This window comes from Paractinoplanes maris (assembly GCF_023544465.1).
Lineage (GTDB): Bacteria > Actinomycetota > Actinomycetes > Mycobacteriales > Micromonosporaceae > Actinoplanes > Actinoplanes maris.
In genome coordinates, this window is the sequence record NZ_JALPVL010000004.1 from 61442 (window position 1) to 82110 (window position 20669).

General features: G+C 70.4%; 16 protein-coding genes and 2 pseudogenes. 10 read left to right on the top strand and 8 right to left on the bottom strand.

Annotated features, from left to right (window positions below):
- Positions 1–591: 591 nt before the first annotated feature.
- The 3 genes from trpD to NAG42_RS12415 all read right to left on the bottom strand — a co-directional run bounded on the left by trpD (position 592) and on the right by NAG42_RS12415 (position 3236).
- The gene (gene trpD / locus NAG42_RS12405; RefSeq protein WP_250030385.1) at positions 592–1650 is read right to left on the bottom strand and encodes an anthranilate phosphoribosyltransferase; all 1059 of its coding nucleotides are present in this window, start codon (positions 1648–1650) and stop codon (positions 592–594) included.
- Positions 1651–1769: 119 nt separating this feature from the next.
- Positions 1770–2207, bottom strand: a complete 438-nt coding sequence (locus NAG42_RS12410) for a hypothetical protein (RefSeq protein WP_250030386.1) — start codon at positions 2205–2207, stop codon at positions 1770–1772.
- A 51-nt stretch (positions 2208–2258) separates the two neighbouring features.
- Positions 2259–3236 carry a cytochrome c oxidase assembly protein gene (locus tag NAG42_RS12415; protein ID WP_250030387.1) on the bottom strand — a complete coding sequence of 326 codons (978 nt, stop codon included), beginning with the start codon at positions 3234–3236 and terminating at the stop codon, positions 2259–2261.
- A 126-nt stretch (positions 3237–3362) separates the two neighbouring features.
- On the opposite strand from NAG42_RS12415, the gene ctaE reads away from it, so the two are divergent.
- From ctaE to NAG42_RS12440, 5 genes are all read left to right on the top strand, one after another.
- Positions 3363–3962, top strand: coding sequence for an aa3-type cytochrome oxidase subunit III (gene ctaE, locus NAG42_RS12420; RefSeq protein WP_250030388.1), 600 nt, complete (start codon positions 3363–3365; stop codon positions 3960–3962).
- A gap of 56 nt (positions 3963–4018) precedes the next feature.
- On the top strand, positions 4019–4864 hold the full coding sequence (gene qcrC / locus NAG42_RS12425) for a cytochrome bc1 complex diheme cytochrome c subunit (protein ID WP_250030389.1): 846 nt from the start codon (positions 4019–4021) through the stop codon (positions 4862–4864).
- Positions 4861–5967: a cytochrome bc1 complex Rieske iron-sulfur subunit gene (gene qcrA, locus NAG42_RS12430; RefSeq protein ID WP_250030390.1), complete on the top strand. Its 1107-nt coding sequence runs from the start codon at positions 4861–4863 to the stop codon at positions 5965–5967. The genes qcrC and qcrA overlap by 4 nt, the downstream gene beginning before the upstream one ends.
- Positions 5964–7580 carry a cytochrome bc1 complex cytochrome b subunit gene (gene qcrB, locus NAG42_RS12435; protein WP_250030391.1) on the top strand — a complete coding sequence of 539 codons (1617 nt, stop codon included), beginning with the start codon at positions 5964–5966 and terminating at the stop codon, positions 7578–7580. The genes qcrA and qcrB overlap by 4 nt, the downstream gene beginning before the upstream one ends.
- Positions 7581–7692: 112 nt before the next feature.
- On the top strand, positions 7693–7980 hold the full coding sequence (locus NAG42_RS12440; RefSeq protein WP_250030392.1) for an Lrp/AsnC family transcriptional regulator: 288 nt from the start codon (positions 7693–7695) through the stop codon (positions 7978–7980).
- Positions 7981–7985: 5 nt separating this feature from the next.
- Here NAG42_RS12440 and NAG42_RS12445 read toward each other — a convergent pair.
- The 5 genes and pseudogenes from NAG42_RS12445 to NAG42_RS12465 form a co-directional block, all read right to left on the bottom strand.
- Positions 7986–8384: pseudogene (locus NAG42_RS12445) on the bottom strand (YybH family protein); the annotation flags it as partial.
- A 587-nt stretch (positions 8385–8971) separates the two neighbouring features.
- Positions 8972–9805 carry a nucleotidyltransferase family protein gene (locus NAG42_RS12450; protein ID WP_250030393.1) on the bottom strand — a complete coding sequence of 278 codons (834 nt, stop codon included), beginning with the start codon at positions 9803–9805 and terminating at the stop codon, positions 8972–8974.
- A gap of 107 nt (positions 9806–9912) precedes the next feature.
- Positions 9913–10377, bottom strand: a pseudogene (locus NAG42_RS12455) (NUDIX hydrolase); the annotation flags it as partial.
- A 95-nt stretch (positions 10378–10472) separates the two neighbouring features.
- Positions 10473–12263 (bottom strand): RelA/SpoT family protein, encoded by a 1791-nt coding sequence (locus tag NAG42_RS12460; protein WP_250030394.1) that lies wholly within the window; start codon positions 12261–12263, stop codon positions 10473–10475.
- Between the two features lie 108 nt (positions 12264–12371).
- Entirely contained in the window at positions 12372–14171 is a 1800-nt protein-coding gene (locus NAG42_RS12465) for a DEDD exonuclease domain-containing protein (RefSeq protein WP_250030395.1), read from the bottom strand.
- A gap of 105 nt (positions 14172–14276) precedes the next feature.
- Between NAG42_RS12465 and NAG42_RS12470 the strand changes: the two genes are divergently transcribed.
- The 5 genes from NAG42_RS12470 (at position 14277) to NAG42_RS44055 (ending at position 20542) form a co-directional block, all read left to right on the top strand.
- Complete coding sequence (locus NAG42_RS12470; RefSeq protein ID WP_250030396.1) at positions 14277–15647, top strand: NYN domain-containing protein; 1371 nt, start codon at positions 14277–14279, stop codon at positions 15645–15647.
- Between the two features lie 116 nt (positions 15648–15763).
- Positions 15764–15988, top strand: a complete 225-nt coding sequence (locus NAG42_RS12475; protein WP_250030397.1) for a hypothetical protein — start codon at positions 15764–15766, stop codon at positions 15986–15988.
- Between the two features lie 47 nt (positions 15989–16035).
- Positions 16036–17289, top strand: a complete 1254-nt coding sequence (locus NAG42_RS12480) for a M48 family metallopeptidase (RefSeq protein ID WP_250030398.1) — start codon at positions 16036–16038, stop codon at positions 17287–17289.
- Positions 17289–18422 carry a glycosyltransferase family 4 protein gene (locus NAG42_RS12485; RefSeq protein ID WP_250030399.1) on the top strand — a complete coding sequence of 378 codons (1134 nt, stop codon included), beginning with the start codon at positions 17289–17291 and terminating at the stop codon, positions 18420–18422. The genes NAG42_RS12480 and NAG42_RS12485 overlap by 1 nt, the downstream gene beginning before the upstream one ends.
- Before the next feature lie 170 nt (positions 18423–18592).
- Positions 18593–20542, top strand: coding sequence for an ABC transporter ATP-binding protein (locus tag NAG42_RS44055; RefSeq protein WP_284045261.1), 1950 nt, complete (start codon positions 18593–18595; stop codon positions 20540–20542).
- Positions 20543–20669 lie beyond the last annotated feature (127 nt).

Sequence of the window (20669 nt, forward strand, 5' to 3'; positions counted from 1 at the left end):
GGGCCGGCTGTGGGTGGTGGGTTCTCGCGTGCTGCGCCGGGCGCGGGGCTCTTGCGACACGGCCGAGGGTGCCGGGCTCGCCGGGGTGCGGGATCTTGTGGCCGCTGAGGAGGCTGCGCGCCGGAGGCTCCCGTCAACAAGAGCTCGTGCGAGGCGCCCGCCTGCTGCGCGCCCGCAACCTCGTCGGCGCGTCGACCGGTGCGGGCGGCGCCGCTGGGTTCTTGCGGGGTGAGCGAGGGTGGCCGGGGTGGGGGTCAGGCAGCTGCCTGGCGTTGTTTGGGGGGTGTGCGGCGGGCAGGGGTGTAGAGGCCTGGCCAAAGGTGGGCTACTACGGGGGTTACTACCTCGGCTGCGCCGCAGCGGGTGCAGACGAGTTCTTCGGCGGGGCCGTCTGTGGGGGGCGGCACCTCGAACATCATGTCGCCGTCGCAGATGATGCAGCGTGGATCGCGGTCGGACACGGGTGGCTCCTCTCTTCGCCGGAAGGTGGATACCCGAAACTGATTCCGACGCTGCCACGTATATCGGGCATTTGGGAGTATGTGGTGCGGCGTGTCCGCTGTGAGCTTGCTTATTCGGCGGTGAGCTTGCTTACTCGGCCGCTTTGGCTTTCTGGGCGGCTTCCACCCAGCGAGCCAGCTGAGCCGTCGCGGCGCCGGAGTCGATCGTTTCCTGGGCCCGCGCTATTCCGGCCCGCAGCGTGTCCCTGAGGTCGCCGGGGAAGCCGTCCTGAGCCGCCAGGGCCGCTGCCACGTTGAGAACCACCGCGTCCCGCACCGCGCCGGGCTCGCCGGCGAAGGTGCGGTGGGCCACGTCGGCGTTGAAGGCCACGTCGCCGCCGCGCAGGGCAGCCGGCTCACTGCGGGGCAGCCCGAGCTCGACCGAGTCGATCAGGTGCTCGACGACCTCGCCGTCCTTGGCCTGCCAGACCCGGGTCGGCGCCGCCGTCGTGAACTCGTCGAGCCCGTCCTCGCCCCGCATCACCAGCGCCGAGTCGCCACGCCGGGCGAAGACGGCCGCCATCACCGGCGCCATGCGCGTGTCGAAGCAACCGACCGCCGCCGCCGTGGGGCGGGCCGGGTTGGTCAGCGGGCCCAGCACGTTGAAGAACGTGGGGACGCCCAGCTCGCGCCGGGTCACCGCGGCGTGCCGCATGCCGGGGTGGTAGCGGGCGGCGAAGCAGAACCCGATGCCGGCACCGGTCACCGTGCTCACGACCCCCTCGGGGCCGAGGTCGAGCGGGATGCCGAAGTGCTCGAGCAGATCGGCTGTGCCGGTGGTCGACGAGGCCGACCGGTTGCCGTGTTTGACCACTGTCACACCGGAGGCGGCTGTGATGATCGCCGCCATCGTCGAGATGTTGACTGTGTTGGCCCGGTCGCCACCCGTCCCGACCACGTCGACCGCGGTGGTGCGGACCGCCTCGGGCAGCTCGACCAGGGCGGCGTTGGCCAGCATGGCCTCGACCAGGCCGGCCAGCTCGGCCGGTGTCTCACCCTTGGCCCGCAGCGCGATCGCGAACCCGGCGATCTGGGCCGGGGTCGCGTTGCCCGTCATGATCTCGCCCATGGCCCAGGCGGTGTCGGCCGATCCGAGCTCCTCGCCGCGGAGCAGCGCGCTCGTCAGGTTCGGCCAGGTGCGTGCGGCCATGCCGGGGCCCCTCCGTGGTTTTCACTTCACCGGTCAGCGGTCTTGTCTTCGCCGGTCAGGGTCAGCCCAGCGGGTCTTCGCCGGTCAGGGTCAGCCCAGCGTGTTTTCGCCGGTCGGCTTCAGCCCAGCGTGCCGAGGGTGCCCAGCGGGATCGCGCCGTTGCGGCGGGCCCGGAGCATCGCGGCGACCGTCTGCCCGGTGGTGACCGGGTCGAGCGGCATGATCAGGGTCTGGTCGACCTGGGCGAACGCCGCCAGCCAGCGGTCGGCCGCGCGGGCCAGGACCACGCAGACCGGCGGGGGAGTCGCATACTCGTCCTTGGTCTGGCGGGCGATGCCCATGCCGCCGGCGGGCGAGGCCTCACCGTCGAGCACCATCAGGTCGATGTCGTACTTGTCGAGCAGGTCGCGGCAGTCCTCCCAGGTGGAGGCGTCGGCGAACTCGACCTGGAGGTCGGCCGCCGGTCGGGTGCCGATCGCGAGCCGGATCCGGTCGCGCACAGCGGGATTGTTGCTGTAGAGCAGGACCGTGTACTGAGTGATCTGCGCGTCGCTCATTTTTGTGCCTCGGCTCACGTCGTAGGTGCCCGCCGATCGTAACGGAACGGACTACGGGGTGTCCGACCCCGGTACGCGCGTGCCGTCGGGGGTCCCGTTTGTGATCTTCACGGCATTGTCGCGGGCCTGCGCGGCGGCCTCCTCGGCCTCCTGCCGGTCCAGGGCGCGGTCGATCCGGCGGGCCTCGCGCTCGGATTGGCGCACCCACTGCAGCACCAGGATGCCGAGCATCGTGACGCTGACGATCTCGCCGCCGGCCCACAGGATGCCGCCCGCGGTGACCTGGTCGCTCTTCGGATCGGTCCAGCTCAGGCCGAGGCTCGTGTAGTAGGCGCCGGCCAGCAGCGTCGGGCTCTGCATGATCGTCAGTCCGAGCACCGTGTGGAACGGCACCGACAGCACCATCAGCAGCGCGCGGCCCGGGTAGGGCCAGCGGTTGGGCAGCGGGTCCAGGCCCAGCAGCGGCCAGAAGAACAGGCAGCCGGTGATGATGAAGTGGACGTGGATGAACTCGTGCAGCCACGAGTGCAGCAGCGTCTGCCGGTAGAGGTCGGTGAAGTAGAGGACGAACGGGTTGGCCACGAAGATGCCGAAGGCGACCAGCGGGAACGTCAGGACCCGGGCGACCCGGCTGTGCAGGACGGCGAGCACCGTGCGACGGGGTGCGGCGGGCAGCGTACGCAAGGCCAGCGTGACCGGCGCACCCAGCGCCAGGAAGATCGGGCCCACCATGGACAGCACCATGTGCTGCACCATGTGCACGGAGAGCAGCGTTGTGTCGTACGCCTCGATGCCGGTGACCGTGACGGCCGCGATCGAGCCGAGTCCACCCACGACGAAGGCCACCGTGCGCCCGACCGGCCAGGCGTCGCCCCGCTGCCGCAGGCGATAGACGCCGTAGCCGTAGAGCGCGGCCGCCACCAGCAGGAACAGGGCGACCAGGCTGCCCAGGTGGATCTGAGTGAAGATCACGCCCGGGGTGAACGGCGGAAGAACAGTATCCCCGCCCGGCGCGGCGAGGGTGGGCATTTCGGCAAGGTGCACCACCCGAGGCTAGGCCTATCAGGTGCCGGCCGAAAATTACCCACCGCAACTCGTGCCTGAATTCGACCCCCCGCAGCACGTTGCACTGATCGCGGGGCAATAATGAGCCTCGTGACAGCGGCCTCAGCCATCGACAAGAGCAGGATCCACTCGCTGACGCGACCGAACATGGTGAGCGTCGGGACGATCGTGTGGCTTTCCAGCGAGCTCATGTTCTTCGCGGCACTGTTCGCGATGTACTTCTCGATCCGCGCGGCGGCGCCCGAGATGTGGGCGGAACACACGCAGCATCTCGAGATCCCGTATGCGACGACGTTCACCGTGATCCTGGTGCTCTCCTCGGTCACGTGTCAGCTCGGCGTGTTCGCGGCGGAGAAGGGTGATGTGTTCGCGCTGCGGCGCTGGTTCACGATCACCTTCGTGATGGGCCTGATCTTCGTGCTCGGGCAGGCGAACGAGTACCGCAACCTCGTCCACGAGGGCATCAAGCTCAACGGCGACGGTTACGGCTCGATGTTCTACCTGACCACGGGCTTCCACGGCCTGCACGTCACGGGCGGTCTGATCGCCTTCATCGTCTACATGATCCGTACGACCATGGGTAGGTTCACCCCGGCGCAGGCCACCTCGGCGATCGTCGTGTCGTACTACTGGCACTTCGTGGACATCGTGTGGATCGCGCTGTTCGCCATGATCTATTGGCTGCAGTAGAGCCACGCGGTCCCGTCCATGAGCTTCAGGTCTACATGCAGAGGGATAACTAACCCATGAGTTCTGACTCGCCCGCCCGGCGCTTCCGGGTGTTCTCCCGGCGGCGTGGCGCGCCGAGCCGGGCACGCCGCCGCATCGGCGCAGCGCTGCGTATGCTCGCCGCGCTCGCGCTGGCTGGTGGCGTCTACACCGCTTTCGCGCCGGGCGCGTTCGCTGACGACCCGCGACAGCTGTCGGCCACTGCCCTCGAGGGCAAGCAGCTCTACGACAACAGCTGCATCACCTGCCACGGGCGCGACGGCCAGGGCGTCGAGGACCGCGGTCCGAGCCTGATCGGCGTCGGCTCGGCGTCGGTGGAGTTCCAGGTGGGCACCGGCCGCATGCCGATGACCCGCCAGGAGGCTCAGGCCGAGGAGAAGAAGCCGCTCTTCGACAAGAACCAGACCAAGCAGCTCGGCCAGTACATCCAGGAGCTGGGCGGAGGCCCCCAGCTGCCCGCCGGTGAGCTGGTCGAGAACCTCGAGGACAACCCCGAGGCGATCGCCCGCGGCGGTGAGCTCTTCCGGGTCAACTGCACCTCGTGCCACGGCTTCGGCGGCGGCGGCGGTGCGTTGTCCTCGGGTAAGTACGCTCCCGCGCTGCACGACGCGACGCCGCAGGAGATCTACGCCGCGATGCTGAGCGGCCCGCAGAACATGCCGGTCTTCGGTGACAACCAGCTCACGCCGGACGAGAAGCGCGAGATCATCACTTACATCTCGCTGCAGCTGCAGGACGACAAGGACCCGGGTGGTCTGTTCAACCTGGGGCGTTACGGACCGTCGACCGAGGGCATTGCCATCTTTGCCGTCGGCATCACCATCCTGGTCTTCACGTCGCTGTGGATTGCGGGGAAGTCATGACCACGCTGCACCACGACGCGCCCGACGCTCCCGAGCCGGTCGACGTCCACGACCCGAGGCTCACCCGCCTCGACGTCGTCAAGGAGGGCCTGCGCCGCGACGAGATCGAGCTCGTCACCTACGAATCGCAGTTCCAGGGCACGAACTCGAAGGCCGAGAAGCGCGTCGTGCGCAACATCGCCCTCCTGTTCATCATCGCGGGCCTGGCGGCGTTCGCCTTCCTTGCCTTCTACATCTTCTGGCCGTGGCGGTTCCAGCTCGGCCACACCGCGGGTGACTACTTCACGCCGCTGCTCGGCATCACGCTCGGCATCTCGCTGTTCGCGGTCGGCTTCGCGATCCTCGCCTGGGCCAAGAAACTGCTGCCGCACGAGGTGTCGATCCAGGCCCGGCACGACGGCATGCCGCCGACCGACGAGCAGAAGATCACCGGTCAGACGATGATCTTCGTCGGTGACGAGCTCAACCAGGGCGTCCAGCGCCGGCCGCTGCTCAAGGGCGCGATCGGCTTCGGCCTGGCGCCGATCGGTCTGGTCGCCGCGGCGCCGCTGATCGGTGGCCTCATCGAGAACCCGCACAAGGCCGACCAGCCCGACCTGTTCACGACCGGCTTCAGCCCGGTCAAGAACGGCGGCAACCAGGTCCGGCTGACCCGCGACGACGGCACACCGATCCGGCCCGAGGACGTCAGCACCGGAGGCCAGATGACCGTCTACCCCGGAGTCCCGCACGGGGCCACCAACGAGTACGCCGACTCGCCGACCCTGCTGATCCACCTGCGGTCCGACGACGCCGAGGAGACCCGGCGCAACGCCGACGGCGACCGGCGCAACCGCGGATCGATGTGGGGCGACTACGTCGCGTACTCCAAGATCTGCACCCACGCCGGTTGCCCGGCTAGTCTTTACGAGCAACAGACCAACCGTTTGCTGTGCCCCTGCCACCAGTCGCAGTTCCAGATCACCCGTAACGCGCAGCCCATCTTCGGACCCGCCACCCGGCGTCTGCCGATGTTGCCGCTCGGGGTGGACGAGGAGGGCTACTTCGTGGCAACGTCCGACTTCAAGGACACTGTCGGACCTGACTTCTGGGAGCGGCCGTGAAGCGCCGAACAGGTAAAGCCGACCTCCAGCAGGCGCCGGTCACCTTCGCCAAAGGCGTAGACGAGCGGTTCCAGGCGTCCACACCCCTCCGGGCGCTGCTCAACAAGGTCTTCCCGGACCACTGGTCCTTCTTGCTGGGCGAGATCGCCCTCTTCTCGTTCATCATCCTGCTGCTGACCGGTGTCTTCCTGACGCTGTTCTTCGATCCGTCGATGACGGAGACCGCCTACGAGGGTGCCTATCCGGCCCTCCGCGGCACGGAGATGTCGCAGGCCTACGCGTCCTCGCTGCACCTGTCGTTCGAGGTGCGCGGTGGTCTGTTCATGCGCCAGATGCACCACTGGGCGGCGCTGCTGTTCATGGCGTCGATCGTCGTGCACATGCTGCGAATCTTCTTCACCGGCGCATACCGCAAGCCGCGTGAGACCAACTGGGTGATCGGCATGGCCCTGTTCCTGCTGGGCTTCCTGGCCGGCTTCACGGGCTACTCGCTCCCCGACGACGGTCTGTCCGGCACCGGCCTGCGTATCGCCTCCGCGATCATGCTGTCGATCCCGGTCGTCGGCACCTGGGTCTCGGCCTCGATCTTCGGCGGCGAGTTCCCCGGCCACCTGATCATCGGCCGGTTCTACATCGCCCACGTGCTGCTCATCCCGGGCGGTCTGCTCGCGCTGATCAGCGTCCACCTGGGTTTGGTCTTCAAGCAGAAGCACACCCAGTGGCCCGGCCCGATGCGGACCAACACCAACGTGGTCGGCGAGCGCATGTTCCCGCGCTACGCGCTCAAGCAGGGCGGCTTCTTCATGGCCGTCTTCGGCACGGTGGCGCTGCTCGCGGGCCTCTTCCAGATCAACCCGATCTGGCTGTTCGGGCCCTACCGGGCGGCTGAGGTTTCCTCCGCGTCGCAGCCCGACTGGTACGTCATGTTCATGGACGGCCTGGTCCGGCTCATGCCGAACTGGCAGATCTACATCGGCGACTACAGCATCCCGCCGCTGTTCTGGCCGGCCGTCGTGGGTCTCGGCTTCTTCACCACGGCGCCGATGGCCTGGCCGTGGCTGGAGGCGCGGAAGACCGGTGACAAGCGCATCCACAACCTGCTGGAGCGACCCCGCGACAACCCGGAGCGCGTCGGCATCGGCTCGATGGCCGTCACGTTCTTCCTGTGGGCCACGATCTCCGGCGCCAACGACGTCATCGCCGACAAGTTCCACATCAGCCTCAACGCGATGACCTGGGCGGGCCGCATCGGCCTGATCGTTCTGCCGGCACTGGCCTACTTCATCGCGGTCCGCGTCTGCCTGGGTCTCCAGCAGCACGACCGGGAAGTGCTGGCCCACGGTGTCGAGACCGGCATCATCCGGCGCCTGCCGAACGGGCAGTTCATGGAGGTCCACCAGCCGCTCGGCCCGGTGGACGACCACGGGCACCCGCTCCCGATCGAGTACGGCGGCTGGGTGGTCCCGAAGAAGATGAACCGGGTCGGTGCCCTGGCGCCGGCGGTGAAGGGATTCTTCTTCCCGGTGGAGAAGCCGTCCGAGGCGCCGGTGTCTCCCGGCATGCCGCCGATCAGCGGCGACACCCGCGAGGAGATCACCTCCGGCCGGAAGTAAGACAGGCAACAAAAGGGGCCCGCTTCATCGGCGGGCCCCTTTTCTGTTCGGTGCCGGGTGGCTGTGGATAGCATGGGCGTCACTGTCCCGTTGACCGCCGAGGAGCTCGCAGGTGAACACCGCGATCGTGCACATCGACTGCGCCACCGACTCGATTCCCGAGGTGGCGGAGGCCCTGGCGGCTCTCGACGGGGTCAGCGAGGTCTACTCGGTGGCGGGGAACGTCGACCTGATCGCGATCGTCCGCGTGTCGAAGTTCGACGACATCGCCGAGGTCATCGCGGGCAAGATCTCCAAGACTCCGGGTGTGCTGAACACCGAGTCGCACATTGCGTTCCGGGCGTATTCCAAGCACGACCTGGAGGACGCGTTCGCGATCGGGCTGCCGGACGCCGACTAGGGCTCTATGGGGAACGAGTGGTGCTCGTGGGTCACGAGCCACTCGCCGTCCTCCTTGCGCAGGCCCAAGGTCAGGCGCAGGCGCCGATCGGGGTGGGCTTTCAGCTCCTCGGGTTCGCCGCAGCGTAGGAGTGCGTGGGCGAAGGCTACGTCGGTGCCGGCGGTGACCTCGAGGTGGACGATCTCGAAGGTGGAACCGGAGGCGATCCACCGGAAGAACGGTGGCCAGACCTCTCGGTAGGCGTCCATGCCGCGTACGCCGTCTTGTGGCGGGGGTACGTCGAACATCACGATGTCGTTGGCGTGGGCGGCCAGGACGCCTGGTAGGTCGGCTGCTCGGATTGCGGCTGCCCATCGGGTCACCAGGTCGGTGATGGCCTTTTCGTTCTGCTCTTGCGTGGTCATATGTGCCTCCTCCTGAGTAGGACTGGCGGGAGGGCGCTGAATCATCGCTTTGTGGGGGTGGCTCTCTTGCGGTGGGACGGATGGGGCCGAGGGTGACCACGCTGGGCTGTGGAGCATTTATGCCCTGCGTGGTCACCCTCGGCCCCATCCTCGTGGGGGAGACGGTGACGGGCAGGACTCTGCTTGCTCGCTGGTGATGGGGCGGCTGAGCTGAGTGGTCCCCTGGCGGGTGGGTGGTCTGGCTGCCGCGCTGTGGTCGGAGCTGGGGATGACGTCGGGCAGGCCGGGCTGGGTGGTGGGGTGCTGGGACGGTCCGCGCCGGTTGCGTCCGCCTTCGGCTCCATCGTTGGTCGGTCAGTGTGGGCCAACTCGGTGGTGATGTTGCTGGTGACCATGCTGTGGGCCTCTGGACCTCGCCTGATGTGGGGGAAGGCTGGCGGCGGTCTCTGACGTGGTGGTCGGGTGGCGGCGGGCGTCAGACCTCTGACGATTGCGGTCGCGTGGCGACGGGCGTCAGGGACGGGCGGCGTCTGTCTGGCCGGGGCCGGGAGGGCTGGTGGAGTGTTCCGCGCGAAGCGCTGTGGGGGTCAGACGGGGACGGTCAGGGGGCCGGGGGCTCGGATGGAGCTTGTCAGGGACTCGGGGGCGGGGACGTGGGCGGTGGGCCAGAGGACGCTGCGGGTTACGGTGCCGTGGACTGTGGCGTGGGCGCCTACTACGGAGTTGGTCACGGTGCCGGTGATGGTGGCGGTGGGATGTATGAGGGATGCGCCCTGGGTGGAGTGCAGGTTGGCCAGCAAGTAGTCGGCGGGGGTGCCGGTGTCGATGTAGACGCCGTCGAAGTTGATGAGTTCCAGGGAGTCTTCGGCTTCGGCGGGGCGCCAGACTGTGCGTACGAGGTCGCTCTGTTCTGGGGAAAGGTGCTGGATGTAGCGCCAGGGCAGCAGGGAGAAGCCGGTGAAACGGCGGCCGCTGAAGCCGCCTGTGGTGCCGGGGAGAGTCGGCTTGGAGAGCATGCGGACTGTTTCGCCGTCCCAGCCGTCCAGCAGGGCGGCGATGTCCTTGCCGGGGTCGCGGGTGGGGTCGGCCAAATAGGCGTCAGCGTTGCCGACCAGGGCGCCGCGGCCGTCGATCCAGGACTTCAGGCGGCCGACGCCGCCGGAGGTGCCGACCGGGCCGTCGGGTTCGACGGAGAGGTGGGCGCGGTCGCCGACGTGGCGGACCACCTGGTCGGCCAGGTAGGCGGCGTTGACTGCCACGTCGTCGGGGCCGGACAAGCCCAGGCCGGTCAGGCGGGTGAGCGCGCGGTCGAGCAGGGGGACGTTGCCGACGGGGCAGAGAGCCTTGGGCAGCAGCTCGGTCAGTGGGCGCAGACGTTGGCCCTCCCCGGCGGCGAGGATCACGCCGGCGACGGCGGTCACGGTCGTTCCTCGGCGTCGCCCGACGGCACGGCGGGGTGGTCGGCCGCGGTGGAGCTGTCTGATGCGGCTTTGCTCTCCGTCACCGTCGGCGCAGCTGTGGTGGCCGGCGGCTTCGGGCCCGGGTCGGTGGGGGGCGGTGACTCGGCCAGGTTGTAGCGGGCGAGGAGCTTGGTGGTGTTCGACGTCAGGCGGGGGAGGGCGTCGATCGGGAACCAGCCGATGTCGACGATTTCGCCGCCGTCGATGTGCAGGGTGGTGGCCGAGGCGGGGACGGTGCCGAAGAAGACGGTGTCGACCACGCCGACGGGGTGGACGATCGCGTTGGGGATGCCGGGGGTCAGGTCGTCGGCGGCCACGCGGACGCCGGTCTCCTCGAAGAGCTCACGGGCGGCGCCGTCGGCGGGGGGCTCGTGACGCTTCAGCAGACCCGCGGGCAGGCTCCAGCCGGCCTTGGAGGGCTGGCGCAGCAACAGGAGGTCGCCGGTCTCGGAGTCGCGGATCACGGCGACGGCGCCGACCAGATATTTCGGGGCGACCAGGATGACGACGGCCCGGCGCAGGGGGCCGGGCATGCGATAGAACGCCTGATATGCGTACGCCCGCAAGCGCCGAGGAAAACTCACAAGCGCAAGGCTAGCGGGGTGCCGCAGGCGCCCGGCGACGTGGCTCAGTCCGGATGGTCGACCAGGGCGATGAGCTGCTCGACCACCGTGTCGGGCTCGAGGGTGCGCTCACAGACCGCGACCAGCATCGTCTCGAGGTCGGGATAGCCGAGCTCCTCGGCCAGCCGGCGCAGCGGGACCTCACTGGCCAGGCCCCGGTCGTGTTTCCGGAGTGTCAAGCCGATCGTCGCGCGGCCCAGGCGGACCTTGTCGGCGATGCTGATGCCCGGTTCGTTCTTCTCGTCGAAGTATTTGTTGATCTGCATCTGGGCCTGGCTCGATTTCACGAAGCCGAGCCACTCGCGGCGCGGGCCGCGGGGAGCGTTCGGTTCCGCCTCCACCTGGCCGTCGGTCTCGGAGAAGATCTCGACCACATCGCCGTCGCGCAGCTGCGAGCTCAGCGGGGCCAGCCGGCCGTTGATCGTCGCGGCCAGGCACTGGTCGCCCTTCTGCGGGCTCAGCTCATAGGCCAGGTCGACCGGGGTGGAGCCGCTGGGCAGCTCACACGCGTGGCCGTGGGCGAAGACGGTGATCTGGGCCTCGGCCAGGTCACAGCGCAGTGAGGCCAGGAACTGGGCGGCGTCGGTGGTGTCCTGCTGCCAGTCGAGCACGCGCTTGAGCCAGGTCAGCTGGTCGGCGCCCGAGGCCTCGGCGGTCTCCGCGTATTTCGGGTAGCGGTAGGTCGTGGCGACGCCGTACTCCGAGTAGCGGTGCATCGCCTGGGTGCGGATCAGCACCTCGACCAGGCGGCCGTCGGGACCGGTGACAGTGGTGTGCAGCGAGCGGTAGAGGTTGTTCTTGGGGGAGGCGATGAAGTCCTTGAACCGGCCGGCCACCGGGCGCCACTGGCCGTGGATCGCGCCGAGCGCGGCGTAACAGTCGGTCTCGGGGCCATCGACGATCACCGCGATGCGCGGCAGGTCGAACGGGACGCTGTGGCCGCCGGCGACCGTGTCCTTCCAGATCGAGTAATAGTGCCGCGGCCGGGGGGTCACCTCGGCGGTCACCCGCTGGCGGCGGAGCGACGTCCGCGCCTTGGCCGTCACGTCGTCGAGATACTCGGACCAGCCGGGACGGTTGCGCACGTGCTCGTCGATCCGCGCGTACGAGTCGGGCTCGAGGTGGAAGAGCACCACGTCGTCGAGGTCGCGTTTGAGGGCCTGGATGCCGAGCCGGTCACACAGCGGGACCAGCACGTCGAGGGTGGCGGTGGCGATGCGGGCCCGCGAGGCGGGGGAGCGGGCGTCCAGCGTGCGCATGTTGTGCAGGCGGTCGGCCAGCTTGATCACCAGCACCCGGACGTCCTTGCCCGCGGCCACGATCATCTTGCGGATCGTCTCGGCCTCGGCCGCCTTGCCGTAGAAAGCCTTGTCGAACTTGGTCACCCCGTCGACCAGGTGGGTCACCTCGGGACCGAAGTCGCCGTGCAGCGCCTCGAGCGTGTAGCTCGTGTCCTCCACCGTGTCGTGCAGCAGGGCGGCGACCAGGGTGGTCGTATCCATGCCGAGCTCGGCGCAGATCTGGGCGACGGCGAGCGGATGGGTGATGTAGGGCTCACCCGACTTGCGCATCTGACCCCGGTGCATGTTTTCCGCGATCGCATAGCTGCGGCGCAGAACGCCCGCGTCGGCCGCCGGGTGCACATGGCGGTGGGCGCGGGTCAGCGTCGTCACAGGATCGTCATCGTTGCCGGGGAGACTCAGGAACGAGCGCAGACGCTGCGTGAGCGACATCTCGCGCTGGGAAGTCGGCAGGGCACGTCCAAGGGCGGCGCCGTGGCCGGCGTCGACGTCCACTGGACACCCCCTCACCACTGGGTCGCCGGGGATCGCGCGGGGGACCGCGGGAGCAGGCGACCAAAACGTCGTGAAGCCCCGCGAACCAGGCCCGGGAATCCACTTGCCTTACAGCCTAAGCGAGCGAGCGTCATCCGAACGGTCAGTTACCGATGAGCGAACGGACGAGTCTTTACCCGATGCGGCCGCCTCGGCCCTGGTGAGCAGGGAGGTGAAGCGCGCCGCGCCACGAACCGGTGACACCCAGTCGCCGGAAGTTTCCACCAGCCGGGTGTCGGGCTGCTCGAGCCAGGCCAGGATCCGCTCGGTCTCCTCGGCCGACGCGGCCGGCACCGGACCGCGTCCGGGGAGGACTGTCTCGGCGGTCAGGCGGATGGCGTCGAGGGTCGGCCGGGGATGCTCGCGCGGTGGCGAGGTGGCCGCGGCGGCCAACCGGCCGTGCCGGACGACGGAGATCTCCCAGCCGCCGACGGTGTCGCGACGGGCGGCGACGATCTCGGTCAGCCGGGTCAGGGCGGTCAGTTTCTGCATGCGTACGGTGGCTCGAAGGAGCGCGATCAGGCGGGACCTCAGGACGGCGGCCTCCTCGTAACGGCGCTTGTCGGAGAGTGTGTCGATGCGAGCCATCAGGGCCTCGACCACCTGCGACGGATCACCGTGGAGGGCCGTCCGGAACGGCAGGGCGGCGGTCTCCTCGTACGCCTCCGGGGTGATCTTGTGTTCGCAGGGCGCGGGGCAGCGGCCGAGCTCGGCCAGGGCGCACGCCGGCGTCGGGGTGCGGACCGAGAGCTTGTGGCTGCACTGGCGCATCGGGACCGCGTCGTAGACCCCGGCCGCGGCCAGCTCGGCCGTCCGGCGCGACGAGAACGGCCCGAGGTAGGCCGCGTCGTCGTCGGCCAGCGCCCGGACCACGGAGAGCCGCGGATAGGCCTCGGACGTCAGCTTGAGCCAGACCACCCGCTCCGGATATTTCGAGCGGCGGTTGTAGGGCGGGGAGTGCGCGGCGATCAACCGGAGCTCGCGCACCTCGGCCTCGAGCGGGTGGGCGCACTCGACCGCCTCGACCCGGGTGGCGGCGCCCAGCATCTCCGAGATGCGTGCCCTTTTCTCACTCGCCGTGAAGTAGCTGCGGACGCGGGTGGCGATGTCCTTGGACTTGCCCACATAGAGCGCCCGGCCGTCGCCGGCGCGGAACACGTAGACCCCCGGAACGTGGGGCAGGCCGTCGGCCAGATGGCGCTGGCGGCGCTGGGTCGGCGTCACCGCCTTGGCGAACTCGATGGCATCACCCAGGGTGTGCACCCGGAAGCTGCCCAGCCGCTCGATCAGGCCGTGCAGCACGTCGACCGTGGCCCGGGCGTCGTCGAGCGCGCGGTGGGTCGGCTGGACGGCGGCGTGGAAGAACTGGGCGAGCGTGCCGAGCTTGCGGTTGGGCACCTCGTCGCGGGTCAGCGCCCGGCGGGCGACCGCGGCGGTGTCGAGCACCCGCGGGTTGGGCCAGGGGTAACCGTGCCGGGCGCACGCTGCCTTGAGGAAGCCCACGTCGTAGGGCGCGTTGTGCGCCACCAGCACCGAGCCACGCAGGAACTCGAGCAGGCTGGGCAGCACGGACTCGATCGGCGGGGCCGGAGCCAGCATGGCCTCGGTGATGCCGGTCAGCACGGTGATGAAGGGCGGCAGCCGCTCACCCGGGTTGACCAGGGTCGCGAAGACGCCGAGCTCCTCCCCGGCGCGCACCTTGACCGCGCCGATCTCGGTGATGCCGCCACCGTCGGCCGCACCGCCGGTCGTCTCGAGGTCGAGCACCACGAAAGTGGTGTCGGCCAGGGAGAGCGCCGCCGGGTCGACCGACCCGTCGGCGCTGAGAAGCGTGTCCAGAGTGCCCTGGACATATGCCGGTTGTGCCACGGCGGGGAGATTAGAGAGGGGGTACGACAGAAACTGGCCCGGCCCCCTGAAAAGATCACTTGCTTCGACAAGCTTTTCCGCAGTCGGCGGTGGGAGAATAGGGAGATGTCAGAGCTCCTGCCGTCCGGCGACCGCCCCGAGGGGGAGGCGGCTGTCCAGGACGCGGAGTTCGCCCCCGAGCCGGTTCTTCCCGAGCCGGTCCGGTTGCGCATCACCGCTCTCGCGGCGGCGGCACTGCCCGGCCTGCCCGCCGACGAGATGCCGCCGCAGATGCGGAAGGTCGCCCGTTTCGCCCCCAATCGTCGCGCTCGTCTCGGTGGCCGCGAGATCGCCGCTCAGCTCGCCTCCGACCCGTTGTTCCGCCAGCGGATCAGCGGCCGGGTGGCGACCGAGGCCGGTGATCTGGGCGCCGCCGTGGCGTCCGGCATGGCGCCCGCCGCGGCCGACCCGGTCGAGGTCGCCGCGCTGGCCTATCTGACCCGGCCCGAGGGCTGGCGCGAGCTCGTCGAGGGGGCCGGCCACGCGGTGCAGGCCGAGGCCGACAGCGCCGCGATCGCCGCCCAGGTGCGCGACGCCGAGCAGCGGGCCGCCCGCGCCGAGCACGACCGGGCGGTGGCCAAGGTCGAGGCCGACAAGCTGCGCGACGAGCTGGCCCGGGTCCGCGAGGAGCTCGGCCAGCTGCGCGAGGAGTCCCGAGCCACCAGCCGGGCCCTGCGCGAGTCGCAGGCCGCGCAGAAGCGCGCGAGCGACCTGCTGGCCACGGAGAAGGGACGTGCGTCGCGCGTCGCGGCCGACCACGACTCCGAGGTCCGCCGTCTCAAGACCCGCCTGGCCGAGGCCGAGGCGCTGGCCGCCACCGGCAAGCAGGCGGCCAAGGACGCCCGGGCGGCCGACGACGCCCGGCTCTGGCTGCTGATCGAGACGATCGGCCAGGCCGCCTCCGGGCTGCGCCGTGAGCTGGCGCTCAATCCGGCCGACCGGATGCCCGCCGATCTGGTCGCCGACGCGTCGGCCGACCGTCCCGGCTCGCCCGAGCGCTCCCAGGCGCGGGCTCAGGACACCGACGACCCTGGCCGGCTCGACCAGCTGCTGGCCCTGCCCCGGGCACACCTGATCGTCGACGGTTACAACGTGACCAAGCGGGGCTTCGCCGAGATGTCGCTCGAGCAGCAGCGCAAACGCCTGATCACCGGGCTGGGCGGCATCGCGGCCCAGACCGGCGACGAGGTCACCGTGGTCTTCGACGGGGCCGAGCGGGTGCACGGGCTGCCGCCGGCGCCCCGGGGGGTGCGGGTCCTCTTCTCACGCAAGGGCGACACGGCCGACGAGTTGATCCGCCAGCTGGTGCGGGCCGAGCCGGCCGGGCGTCCGATCGTGGTCATCTCCTCCGATCGGGAGGTGGCCGACGGCGTACGCCGGCACGGTGCGTACCCGATGGGGGCGGACTCCCTGCTGCGTCGTCTGTCCCGCTCCTGACCTGCGGTTTCCGGTTTTTGTCATACCCCACCCCTAGCGTGATGGTCACCGATGGTGTTCGGCCCGCGACGAGGCTTCCCCCGATACGACGTCGCGCCGCCACCCGGGGAGGAGGAATGATGATCATCGACTGCGGTCGCTGCGACAAGGAGTCCCTGGACTGCCAGGGCTGCCTGGTCGGCACCCTGATGAGCACACCCGACGGCATCGAGGATCTGACCCCGGGCGAGATGCGGGCGATCGAGGTCTTCGAGCTGGCCGGCTTCGAGGTCGAGCTTCTCGAGACCCCCGAGCCGCCCGTGGTCGTCCCGATGTATCCCCGAGGGCGTCACGTGGCGTGATCACGACTCTCTAGGATGGGCAGTCACTGTGGGTGGGGAGGTTCGGCATGAATCGGCTCTGGGCGGCCGGCACGCTGGTCGTGCTCCTCGCCGCGCTCGCCGTGGTGGCCTATTTCGTGATCCCGTGGCACCGCCCACCGGCTCCGCGCCCCGACCAGATCGACGCCCTCGGCCAGCTGCCGGCCGACAAGGTGGCCCGCGCCCGGGAGTTCCGCTCCGAGCTCCGTCCCGGCAGCTACGTGTCGATGGTCCTGGGCCTGGTCATCGCCCTGGTCATCGGCCTCACCCCGGTCGGCGCGTGGCTGGTCACCCAGGCCGGCCGCCCGTTCGGCGGGCACTGGCTGGCCCAGGCCGTGCTCGGCGGCTTCGCGGTCGTGCTGGTGGCCGAGGTGGTCACGCTGCCCCTGTCCGCGTGGCGGCACACGATCGTCGTCCGTTACGGCATCTCGACGCAGTCGTGGGGAGCCTGGACGGTCGACCTGCTGAAGTCCTACGCGGTCGGCGCGGTCATCGGTGGTCTGGCCCTGGCCGGCTTCTTCGCGGTGACCCACTTCGCGCCGCGCTGGTGGTGGGCGTTCGGTGCGGCCGGGGCGGCCGGCCTGGTGGTGCTGCTCTCGTTCGTGCTGCCGGTGCTGGTCGAGCCGGTCTTCAACAAGTTCACGCCGATGCCCGACGGCCCCTTGCGGACGGAGTTGATCGAGCTCGCGGCCCGCGACGGCGTCCCCGTGAAGGACGTGCTGGTGGCCGACGCGTCCCGCCGCACCCGGGCCGTCAACGCCTATGTCTCCGGTCTCGGGCCGACCCGCCGCATCGTCGTCTACGACACGATGCTGACCGAGGCCGAGCCGGCCGAGGTCGTCTCGGTCGCCGCCCACGAGCTCGGCCACGCCAAGGACGGCGATGTCCTCACCGGCACGATCCTCGGTGCGCTGGGCACGGCCGCGGCGGTCATCGCGCTGTTCCTGCTCGGCTCGTGGGGCTGGCTGCTCGCCCGGGCCGGGGTCGGCTCGATCGGCGAGCCCCGGGCCATCGGTCTGCTGATCGCGCTGGTCACGCTGGCCGGTCTGGCCGCCGGGCCGGCCCAGGCGTTCGTCTCGCGGCGGATCGAGGCCCGCGCCGACCAGCACGCGCTCGACCTCACCGGCGATCCCTCGACGTTCGAGGCCATGCAGCGCCGACTCGGCACGGTCAACCTGTCCGACCCCGATCCGCCGGCCTGGGAGCACCTCTTGTTCGCCTCACACCCGTCCACGGTGGAACGGATGGCCGCCGCCCGTGCCTACGCCCGGGGTGCGCGCTGATGGGCCGCACCCTGCTGGTCACGAACGACTTCCCGCCGCGTCCCGGCGGCATCCAGCAGTTCGTGCACAACCTGGCCGTGCGCCAGCCGGCCGGCTCGGTGGTCGTCTATGCCTCCACCTGGCGCGAGACCGGCCCGTTCGACGCCGAGCAGCCGTTCGAGGTCGTCCGCGAGCCGACCGGCGTGCTGCTGCCCACGCCCGCGGTGGCGCGCCGGGCGGCCGAGGTGGCCCGCGCCCACGACTGCGACCGGGTCTGGTTCGGCGCCGCCGCGCCCCTGGGCCTGCTGGCCGAGGGACTGCGCCGCCGGGCCGGCATCGAGCGCGCCGTCGCCCTGACCCACGGCCACGAGATCGGCTGGGCCGCCCTCCCCGGTGCGCGCACACTGTTGCGCCGCATCGCCCGGGGCAACGACGTCATCACCTACCTCGGCGACTACCAGCGCACCCGGCTCGACCGGGCGCTGCACGGCCTCACGTCGCTCGAGCGCCTGGCCCCGGGGGTCGACGTCGACGCCTTCCACCCCGGCGTCGACGGCAGCGAGGTCCGCGCGCGCCACGGCCTGGCCGGCCGCCCGGTGATCGTCTGCGTCTCGCGCCTGGTCCCGCGCAAGGGCCAGGACATGCTGATCCGGGCCCTGCCCACGATCCGCCGCCGCGTCCCCGGCGCGGCGTTGCTGCTGGTCAGCGGCGGCCCCTACCGTAAGACGCTGGCCCGCCTGGCCCGCGAGCACGACGTGGAGCAGGACGTGGTCTTCACCGGCTCGGTCCCGTGGGCCGAGCTGCCGGCCCACTACGCGGCGGGCGACGTCTATGCCATGCCCTGCCGCACGCGGGCCGCCGGCCTCGACGTCGAGGGGCTGGGCATCGTCTACCTGGAGGCGTCGGCCACCGGCCTGCCGGTCGTCGGCGGCGACTCCGGTGGCGCCCCGGACGCGGTCCGCCAGGGCGAGACCGGCTACGTGGTCGGCGGCACCGACGTCGAGGCTCTGGCCGCCCGCCTCACCGAGCTGCTCACCGACCAGGCGAAAGCCAAGGCCATGGGCGCCGCCGGCCGGGCCTGGGTCGAACAGGAATGGCGCTGGGAGACCCAGGCCGCCCGACTGACCCGCCTGCTCGCCCCGGGCGGGGGCTGAGAACCGGGGGATCGTCGCCCGTGAGTGAAAAAGACACCCGGGGTGGTGGCGTGGACGCGGAAAGGGCCGGGGCGTAGGAAGGAGCGAGAGAGCTTCCGGTGCGTCGCGGACGGAGCCGTTGGCCGTGTGTGCCCGGTCGTGGACGTCTGTGACGCCGAGCGGAGCATCCGATGCCCGATGCCGAACACGCCGAACCGCCGCTCGCCGAACCGCCGCTCGCCGAACCGCCGCTCGCCGATCAGGACGTGCGGCCCGAGTTCGAGGACGGCGAGCTGTCGCTGCCCTACTGGCTGACCAGCACCGAGGAGGCCGCCAACACCCGCTTCGTGCGGATGGTGAGCCGGCTGCCGCGGCTGCTGCGCGACGCCTGGCTCCTGGCCTGGCACGCCGACCGGCGCACCACCATGGCGGTCGTGCTCTTCCAGATCGCGGCCGGCGTCGCCAGCGCCGTCGGGATGATCAGCGTGGTCGGCGTGCTCGAGGGGCTGCTGCGGGACGCGCCGACGCCCGAACGCGTACGGGCCGCCGTGCCCTCGCTGCTCCTGGTGGTCGGGGCCGCGACCGTGCGGGGCGCCCTCGAATCGGCGGCCGCGGCGGCCAACGGACGGTTGTCACCCAAGGTCTATCAGGCCGCCGAGATGCGACTCCTGACTCTGACCACGCGCGTCGACCTGTCCACCTTCGACGACCCGCAATGGCGCGACGCGATGGAACGGGCCCGCGACCGGTGGATCTCGGCCGCGCAGATGCTCGTCGACCGGGCGATCGAACTGGCCACCAACCTGGTCGGCCTCATCGCCGCGGCCGGCGTCCTCGCCGTGCTGCACCCCGTGCTCCTTCCGTTGCTGGTGCTCGCCGTGCTGCCGGTGGGCTGGGCCGCGGTGCGCTCGGCCCGTCTCGGCCACCGGCGGGTGCTGCGCCTCATCGCCGTGTGGCGCCGGCAGCGCATGCTCGCCGAGCTTCTCGCGGCTCGCGAACCCGCACCCGAGCTGCGGGCCTTCACGTTGCGGTCGTTCCTTCTCGACGAGGTACGGCGGTTGCTGGCCATCTCGACCCGGGAGGAGATCCGGGTCGTCGTCCGGCAGGTGCGGACCACCCTGATGGGCACGGTGCTCAGCGCGTCGGTGACCGGTTTGACGTACGCGGTGCTGCTCTGGCTGCTCTGGACCGGGCGCATGGAGCTCGCGGCGGGCGGCGCGGCCGCGTACGCGATCAGCCTGGGCATCGGGAAGCTGAGGGAGATTGCGCTCACGGCCAACTGGCTCTTCGAACAGGGTCTCTACTTCGCGGACTTCCAGGGTTTCTGCGAGCTGTCCCAGGCCCGGGCGGAGCCGGCGCCGGGTGGCGTGGCCCCGCTCAGCTTCGCCGAGATCCGGCTGCACGGAGTCACGTTCAGCTATCCGGACGCGGACCGCCCGGCCGTCCGCGACGTGAGCCTGGTCCTTCGCCACGGCGAGGTGATCGCGCTGGTGGGGGAGAACGGCTCCGGCAAATCGACGCTGGCCGCGCTGCTCGCCGGGTTGCACCGGCCGCAGCACGGTCAGGTGCTGTGGGACGGGCAGGACGCGGGCCTCTTCGATCCGGACACCGTGCGCGAGCGGGTCGCGGTGGTGATGCAGGAACCGACCCGCTGGCCGTTCTCCGCCCGCGCCAACATCACGATCGGCCGTCACGACCGCCCGCCGGCGATGCCCGCGGTGCATGCCGCCGCCCGTGCGGGCGACGCGCACGGGTTTGTGATGGAGCTGGCCCGGCAGTACGAGACGTTGCTGTCGCGCCACTTCACCGACGGCGCCGACCTGTCGGGCGGTCAATGGCAGCGCTTGGCGGTGAGCCGCGCCTTCTATCGCGACGCCCCGCTGCTGATCTGCGACGAGCCGACCGCCAACCTCGACGCCCGCGCCGAGCACGACGTCTACCAGCGCCTGCGCGAGCTGGCGGCCGGCCGTACGGTGGTCTTGATCACCCATCGCATGGCGAGCGTGCGAGAGGCGGACCGCATCTATGTGCTGGACCACGGCGCGGTGGCGGAGCAGGGTGATCATGAGGAGCTGATGGCGGCGGGCGGCATCTACGCCCAGATGTTCACACTGCAGGCGAGCGCCTACCAGTCGGCGTGACCAGGGGCGGGCAGTCGCCGGCCGGTCCGCGCCGTGTCAGAGTAGTCCTATGGATCTGGTGGGGTTGGCGGTAGCGGTCGCCGTGCTGGTCGTCGGGGTTGTCGTCGGACTGTGGCGCCGCCGCACG

What these genes read in the sequence shown, in the direction of transcription:
- trpD (WP_250030385.1), bottom strand. Translation starts at nt 1,650, where the DNA reads ATGGCCGCACGCACCTGGCCGAACCTGACGAGCGCGCTGCTCCGCGGC.
- NAG42_RS12410 (WP_250030386.1), bottom strand. Translation starts at nt 2,207, where the DNA reads ATGAGCGACGCGCAGATCACTCAGTACACGGTCCTGCTCTACAGCAAC.
- NAG42_RS12415 (WP_250030387.1), bottom strand. Translation starts at nt 3,236, where the DNA reads ATGCCCACCCTCGCCGCGCCGGGCGGGGATACTGTTCTTCCGCCGTTC.
- qcrC (WP_250030389.1), top strand. Translation starts at nt 4,019, where the DNA reads ATGAGTTCTGACTCGCCCGCCCGGCGCTTCCGGGTGTTCTCCCGGCGG.
- qcrA (WP_250030390.1), top strand. Translation starts at nt 4,861, where the DNA reads ATGACCACGCTGCACCACGACGCGCCCGACGCTCCCGAGCCGGTCGAC.
- NAG42_RS12470 (WP_250030396.1), top strand. Translation starts at nt 14,277, where the DNA reads ATGTCAGAGCTCCTGCCGTCCGGCGACCGCCCCGAGGGGGAGGCGGCT.
- NAG42_RS12475 (WP_250030397.1), top strand. Translation starts at nt 15,764, where the DNA reads ATGATGATCATCGACTGCGGTCGCTGCGACAAGGAGTCCCTGGACTGC.
- NAG42_RS12480 (WP_250030398.1), top strand. Translation starts at nt 16,036, where the DNA reads ATGAATCGGCTCTGGGCGGCCGGCACGCTGGTCGTGCTCCTCGCCGCG.
- NAG42_RS12485 (WP_250030399.1), top strand. Translation starts at nt 17,289, where the DNA reads ATGGGCCGCACCCTGCTGGTCACGAACGACTTCCCGCCGCGTCCCGGC.
- NAG42_RS44055 (WP_284045261.1), top strand. Translation starts at nt 18,593, where the DNA reads ATGCCCGATGCCGAACACGCCGAACCGCCGCTCGCCGAACCGCCGCTC.